We start from the raw sequence: 7,352 nt of genomic DNA, 5'->3' as shown, positions 1-7,352 counted from the left end.
GCTGCTCTTAAAATCCTGCGAAGCGTGTTTACCAAAGGGCTGGAAGCGCTAACGATCGAGTGCTTCATGGCCGCAGAAAAACAGGGGGTGACCGACAAATTGCATGACGCGTTGAGCGACATTGATCAAGCAAGTCTGCGGGACTTCCTCGGTGCTTTGATCCGCACGCACGTGATACATGCGCCACGTCGCCTGAAAGAAGTCGAAGAGGCAGAGCGGCAGTTGCGAGCCGCAGATATGCCGGTCTCGGTGCTGCCGGGCGTAAAAGATTTGTTCCAGCGCACGGCCGAGCAGATCAGTTCGAGCCCGTTGGATACAACGGCGCCAACATTGGAGCAGGCGTTTGAATGGCTCTTCAAAGCGAACGGGATCAGCCGGTAAAAAGTCCCTGTTTTTGAGGATAGATAGGGCCAGGTACTTGATCCAGGTGCAAGGGCCTTGTGCTTGAATCTCTTCTAGTGGCTTGGCCTGAGAGCTGAGCCACTGCCTATGGTGTGCACTTCCGGTATCCAGTACCCGCGCGATACATTAAGCACTGGGAATGTTAACAGTCCGCTCTTGGCCGGCTCCCGCCCATCGCATCAGACAGGTAACGGCCAAAAGCCGTTACCCATGGGAATGCACTAACATTCGCGGAAACACCATCAAAACACCCTTATTGAAAGTTCGCGGAGTCATTACAGATGAGCAATCCGGACCTGGTGGTTATTCGCGCCAATGAAACAGATCTCAATGGAATACTAGAACTCCAATCCATGAATCAGACTACCCGTGGGGGCGAACCTATTTGAGGCGGCCGCCCCAAGGGACTCACCGGGACTACGACCGGTGAAAACCATTGATTCGAATATTAATTGCCGACGACTGCTTGTTCAGATCAGGCCTTAACCCGATGGCGATAGTAAGAACGTGCGGATTTACCAGTAATGGCCGGCGAAACAAATCGCACCGGCCACTTCCACCACCGCTACTTCACTTTTTGATGGATACAATCGTAGCTCTGCCACCCTCTAGCAAAAAGGAAAACGCTACGCGGTCTCCGGCCGTCAGCCCTGTTAGCTGGCCTTCCGTTACTGAAAAGGCCATGGTCATCGGCGGCCATTGCACGGCTGGAACAGCGCCGTGAGAGATGGTCACTGTATGTTTCGTCGTATCGATAGCCTTGATCGTCCCCTCCGCGTTGGCGACTGGCGCCTGCTTTGTTTCCTGCTTCATTTGCCTGCCCTCCATACCGTCCATTTTCATACCCGACATGTCCTCTGCCAGGGCAGAAAGAGACAGCGTAACTACGGTGCTAGCAACTGCAATCAGGGTCAGTTTCATACGACTTTTCCTTGAGGGGTGGAGGGATCAACAGAGAGGTGCCGACGGCGCATCAAACGATAGGCTGCCGGAATGACAAACAATGAAAGTAAGGGGGCTGTAACCATGCCGCCGACCATGGGGGCAGCAATACGGCTCATCACCTCGCTGCCGGTTCCGCTGCCCAACAGGATGGGTAACAGGCCCGCAATGATGACGGCCACGGTCATGGCTTTAGGTCGAACTCGCTGCACAGCGCCGTCACGAATCGCCGTAACCAGGCCGCGCTCAGTGCTGTCGCCGAGGTCTTCACGTTCGGCCCAAGCGTTCTTCAGATAGAGCAGCATGATCACACCGAATTCGGCAGAAACACCGGCCAAAGCGATAAAGCCGACACCTGTAGCGACCGACAGGTTGAATCCCAACAGATAGAGGAACCACGCCCCGCCAGTGAGTGCGAATGGCAGAGTGGCCATGATCAGCAAGGCCTCATCCAAGCGGGAAAAAGTCAGGTAGAGCAACACGAAAATGATCAGCAGCGTGGCAGGCACCACCAGTTTGAGTCGTGCGTTGGCCCTCTCCAGAAACTCGAACTGTCCTGAGTAGCTCAGGCTCATGCCAGGCTGCAACTTGACCTGCTCATTGACCACCCGGCGCAGATCGGCGACTACCGAGGCAATGTCCCTACCACGCACATCGATATACACCCAGCCTGAAGGCCTTGCGTTCTCGCTTTTGAGCATCGGCGGACCGTCGCTGACCTTGACCTTCGCCACAGTGCCAAGGGTGATCTGACTGCCTAACGGGGTGTAAATCGGTAATTGCTCCAAGGCGCCAAGGGAATCACGCCACTCCCGTGGATAGCGCACGCTAATCGGGAAGCGTGCGAGCCCTTCAATGGTTTCCCCGACGTTTTCACCGCCGATAGCGCCGGCCACGATGGACTGCACATCGGCGATATTCAGTCCGTAGCGGGCGGCGGCTTTGCGGTCGATATCCACATCGATATAGCGGCCACCGGTCAGTCGCTCGGCCAGAGCCGAACTGACACCGGGCACGTCCTTGGCTACTCGCTCGACCGCCTGGGTGACGGCATCAATTTCCGTCAGATTGGTGCCGGCAACTTTCACTCCGATGGGGCTCTTGATACCTGTCGCCAGCATATCGATGCGGTTACGAATTGGCGGTATCCAAATGTTGGTTAAGCCAGGCACACGTACCACGAGATCCAGCTCTTCCACGAGCTTTTCCTGGGTCATTCCTGGACGCCATTGCTCATGTGGTTTGAACTGGATAGTGGTTTCGAACATTTCCAGCGGTGCCGGGTCGGTGGCGGTTTCGGCACGTCCTGCTTTACCGAAAACGTGTTCGACTTCGGGCACCGTCTTGATCAGGCGGTCGGTCTGTTGCAGCAGTTGCGCCGCTTTCTGCGCCGATAATCCTGGCAGAGCAGAAGGCATATAGAGCAAATCACCCTCGTCCAGGGGTGGAAGAAACTCGCCACCCAGGCGAGACATTGGCCATAGCGCACTGAGAAAAACCAATAGCGCTACCAGTAACGTGACTTTGGGACGACGCAGCACCGCGTCCAAGGCTGGCTGATAGATCCTGATCAACCAACGGTTCAACGGGTTCTGTTGTTCACTGGGAATTCGTCCTCGAATCCAGTAGCCCATCAGCACTGGCACCAAGGTCACTGACAATCCAGCCGCTGCGGCCATGGCGTAGGTTTTGGTGAAAGCCAGTGGGCCGAACAGCCGTCCCTCTTGTGCTTCCAAGGTAAAAACCGGAATGAACGACAGGGTAATGATCAACAAACAGAAGAACAGTGCTGGTCCTACCTCAGCCGCCGCTTCGGTAATCACGTGCCAATGACGCTCCCCCTTCAGTTCCTCCCCAGGATTGGCCACGTGCCAGGCCTCAACCTTTTTGTGGGCGTTTTCAATCATTACCACGGCAGCGTCGACCATCGCACCGATGGCGATCGCGATCCCACCCAAAGACATGATATTGGCGTTGATCCCTTGGTAGCGCATGACGATGAAGGCAATAAGCACCCCCACCGGCAACGAAATGATCGCAACAAGGGATGAACGTAAATGCCAGAGAAAGATCCCGCAGACCAACGCGACGACGAGGAACTCTTCGAGCAGTTTGTGGCTGAGGTTTTCTACAGCCCGGTCGATCAGCTTGCTGCGGTCGTAGGTGGTAACGATTTCTACCCCGGCTGGCAGGCTGCTTTTCAGCTCGTCGAGTTTAGTCTTGACCGCAGCAATGGTCTCGCGAGCGTTCTTGCCGCTACGCAAAATCACTACGCCGCCGACAGTCTCGCCTTCGCCATCGAGTTCAGTGATGCCGCGCCGCATTTCCGGACCCAACTGGATCGTGGAGACATCGCCAAGTGTCACCGGCACACCACCCGAACCCAACTTTAGTGGGATCGCCCGAAAGTCATTGAGCGTCTTCAGGTAGCCGGAAGCACGCACGATGAACTCGGTCTCGGCCATCTCCAGCACGGCACCACCGGTTTCCTGGTTGGCCTTGCCGATAGCTTCAGTTACCTCAGCCTGAGTGATACCGAGGTTGGCCAGTTTGAGTGGATCAAGCTGAACTTGGTACTGCTTGACCATGCCACCCACCGTAGCCACTTCCGCAACGTTTGGCAGGGTCTTGAGTTCGAACTTGAGGAACCAGTCCTGAAGAGCGCGAAGCTGCGCCAGATCGTATCCGCCACTGCGATCCACCAGTGCGTACTGATAGATCCAGCCCACTCCCGTCGCATCCGGCCCCAATGCCGGCTTGGCGCTGGCCGGCAACCGACTTTGTATTTGGCTCAGGTACTCCAACACCCGCGAGCGGGCCCAGTACAAGTCAGTGCCGTCTTCAAACAGCACGTAAACGAAGCTGTCGCCGAAGAAGGAATAACCACGCACGGTCTTGGCTCCCGGAACCGAGAGCATGGTGGTGGCCAACGGGTAGGTGACCTGATTCTCGACAATTTGCGGCGCTTGTCCTGGGTAAGGAGTCCGGATAATCACCTGCACATCGGACAAGTCTGGCAGTGCATCAATGGGCGTGTTCTGCACCGACCAGATGCCCCAAGCCGTGACGAACAGCGTCGCCAGTAGCACCAGGATTCGGTTGGCCACGGACCAACGGATGAGGGCGGCGATCATGGCTGGCTCCCCGATTTGCTCAGACGCTCAACACGCAAACCATCATCGGTCTGACTCACCGCGATCCGAACCTTGTCGCCCGTTTTGAGGCCCTGCATCAGAGCCGGATTGGCGAGTGGGAAAGTCATCGTCATGCCGGGCATGCCCAGGGTCTTGAAGGGGCCATGGGCGAGCGTGACTTCTTTGTCGTTGATCTCAACGATCTGCCCGTCCGCTTCATGAAGGCTGGACGCTGCTACGCTAGGCGGCGAGTCGTCCTCCATGCTGGCAACAATGCCCTTAAGACTGGCCTCCGAGTCGAGCAAGAACTGGCCAGACGTAACCACCTTCTGGCCTTCTTCCAAACCTTTCAATATTGCCGTCTTGCCATCGCTTTCCTGCCCGAGTTGCACTTCCACGGGACGGTAGCGGCCAGCGTCTTCGGCGAGCATCACCAAGGCACGTCGGCCAGTGCGAATGACTGTCTCGCTCGGCACCCACAACACACTTTGCCCAGTTGACCGGTTCAGCCGTACCTGAGCCGTCAAACCCGGTCTGAGGCGGCCATCCGGATTGGGTAGTTCCACCCGCACGCGAAGGGTGCGGGTGTCCGGATTGGTTTCGGGCAAAATCGCGCTCACCTTGCCATTGAGCATTGTTCCTGGGAAGGCTGGCAGGCGCGCTTCGACCCCCTGCCCCACAGTGATTGATCCAGTCTCTGACTCTGGAACGGCCACGGCTAACCAGACACTACTCAAGCCATTGACGCGTGCCAGCGTTTCGCCCGCCGCCACGGTCATACCCGCGCGTACGTTCAACTCTTGCAGCACACCGGCAATGGGGCTGGTGAGTGTCAGGTAGGGCTGGACCTTACCGACACGCTCTACCTGAGTTATCAGCGTTGCCGGCATCCCTGTGAGCCTTAGTCGCTGGCGAGCCGCAGCCATCAGGTCAGCATCACCGTTGCGCTTCAGTGCAAGGAACTCTGTCTGAGCCGCGGCCCACTCGGGTACCAGAATATCCGCCAACGGCGCATTGGCTTTGAGCACATCGCCTGGCGCATGGGCATAGACTCGCTCCACAAATCCGCTGGTGCGTGCCTGAATCACAGCGACATCACGCTCGTTGAACGCCAAGACACCTGTTACATCGAGACTGGAATCAAAGACCCCACGGGTGACTGTCGCAAAACGCACACCGAGATTCTGGGTCAGACTCGGATCGATACTGACTGTCGCACGATCCCCTGCGCCATCGGCGTACTGAGGGATCAGTTGCATATCCATGAAGGGCGACTTACCCGGCTTATCGAACTTTTGCTGCGGATACATTGGGTCATACCAATACAGCGCCTTGCGTTCTTCCGGTGAGTTAAGGCTCTGCTCAGGAGCGGTAGCCGGCACTCCGCTCATGCGCTGGTGAGCGAACCCGTAACCGCCGGCAACACCCAATGCCAAAGAGATGCAAACCAGCAATGTCCCGTTCCATTTTTTAAGGTTCATCGGCTGGCCTCCCCATAAGCGAAATACAGACGCGCACTGGTCAGCGCTCGCTGCTCTTCCACGTCGATCTGTTTGAGGCGGGCCTCGATGAGTTCACGTCGGGCGGCAACAACTGAATTCAAGTCGCCTTTGCCGGCGCGGTAACTGGCCATGCTGAGGTCGACCTTTTCCTTGGCCAGCGGCAACAGGCTTTCCTGGTTTCGACGCACGGCACGATTCAGGCGCTCATAGTCGGCCAGTTCGTCCTCCAACTGCTGGGTGTGCTCGCGTGACAGGGCTTCGCGTTCGGCCTCAAGCTGGCTGAGTTCAGCCTGTTTGGCCGCAACTCTGGGGTTTTGCCGAGAGCCAGGAAATAGCGGCAAGTCCCATGAAAGTTGCACGCTGACCATATCGCCGAACTGTCGGCCACGATGTTGATAGTCAAGTTCCCAACTCCAGTCCGACTGCTTCTGCGCCTCGGCTTCACGGACCTTGGCTTGCGCTTCGCGGGTCATCGGTGCAAACGCTGCCAACTCTGGGTGGTGTTGCAGCTTGTGGGCGTAGCCCGAGGTGTCGACGGGCCATTCCGGCAAGCGGCCCACAGGCTTATCGTTGGCTGCGGAGCCAATCCAGCGCTTGAGGGCCGCTCGGGCCTGTGCGCGCTGGCGAATCAGATCATCCTGCTGCTCTGCCAGTTGAGCCGCTTCTTGCTTGGGTGTCACCGCATCGGCGGGTTGAGCCCGGCCACCGGCAATCTGGGCTCGGACGGTGTCGGACAGCAGGCGGTTTTCTTTGTACAAGTCCTGGAACAACGCATCTTTGCGCTCAACCGAATAGCTGCTGATCCAGGCCAACGCCGTGGATTGGCGTACGTTCAGGCGTTCGATCTGGCGCTCTGCTGCCGCTCGATCAACGGTGGCATCGGCGACCTCAATGCGCGCTTTGCGTTTGTCGCTGTTGGGCATTTCCTGCCGGATCCCGACCATTTGCATGGTCATGAAGTCTTGGTCGAGGCTCCAGCGATCCGCACCGCCGATGGGATAGTTCTGCACGCCCAGCAGTAGTTTGGGGTCAGGCAATTCACCGGCTGGAATAGCTGCGCTGGTGGCAGCCTGAATTTTCGCGTCTTGAGCGGTCAGTGACGGCGCATTGTTTTCGGCCAGCCGCAGCGCTTCGTCGAGTGTCAATGCGGCAGCGAGGCTCGGCAATGCCAGTACGCTTGCCGCCAGGCCGGCCACAAAGGACCAACCTGTGCAATAGCACGTGGAGTTCATGTTTACGATTCCTGTGATCATCCACTGCGCGCGTCAAAAGACATGCGCGCAGCTAGTCCATCCCGCTAACGCGGAATGAGGCTCAAATGTGGGACAGGAATCAAACGCGAGGCGGTCGCCATACCCCGGACGGGGTCTGT

At 57.6% G+C, this 7,352-nt stretch carries 5 protein-coding genes; 1 reads left to right on the top strand and 4 read right to left on the bottom strand.

What is annotated here, in order from left to right; all coding sequences use genetic code 11:
* Window positions 1-381, top strand: a 381-nt coding sequence (locus M0974_RS15095; RefSeq protein ID WP_297838151.1) for a DUF1932 domain-containing protein, incomplete at its 5' end; no start/stop codon positions are given.
* A gap of 591 nt (window positions 382-972) precedes the next feature.
* On the opposite strand, the gene M0974_RS15090 is transcribed toward M0974_RS15095, so the two are convergent.
* From M0974_RS15090 to M0974_RS15075, 4 genes are read right to left on the bottom strand one after another with little or no spacing between them, the layout of a single operon-like run.
* The gene (locus M0974_RS15090) at window positions 973-1,323 is read right to left on the bottom strand and encodes a copper-binding protein (protein ID WP_297838147.1); all 351 of its coding nucleotides are present in this window, start codon (window positions 1,321-1,323) and stop codon (window positions 973-975) included.
* Complete coding sequence (locus tag M0974_RS15085; protein ID WP_297838144.1) at window positions 1,320-4,478, bottom strand: efflux RND transporter permease subunit; 3,159 nt, start codon at window positions 4,476-4,478, stop codon at window positions 1,320-1,322. The genes M0974_RS15090 and M0974_RS15085 overlap by 4 nt, the downstream gene beginning before the upstream one ends.
* Entirely contained in the window at window positions 4,475-5,959 is a 1,485-nt protein-coding gene (locus M0974_RS15080; protein WP_297838141.1) for an efflux RND transporter periplasmic adaptor subunit, read from the bottom strand. The genes M0974_RS15085 and M0974_RS15080 overlap by 4 nt, the downstream gene beginning before the upstream one ends.
* Entirely contained in the window at window positions 5,956-7,212 is a 1,257-nt protein-coding gene (locus tag M0974_RS15075) for a TolC family protein (protein WP_297838138.1), read from the bottom strand. Before M0974_RS15075 ends, M0974_RS15080 begins: the two co-directional genes overlap by 4 nt.
* Window positions 7,213-7,352 lie beyond the last annotated feature (140 nt).

The organism is Pseudomonas sp., assembly GCF_026224925.1.
Lineage (GTDB): Bacteria > Pseudomonadota > Gammaproteobacteria > Pseudomonadales > Pseudomonadaceae > Aquipseudomonas.
The sequence above is the reverse complement of the archived record's forward strand: the minus strand, read 5'-3'. Positions and strand labels throughout refer to the sequence as shown.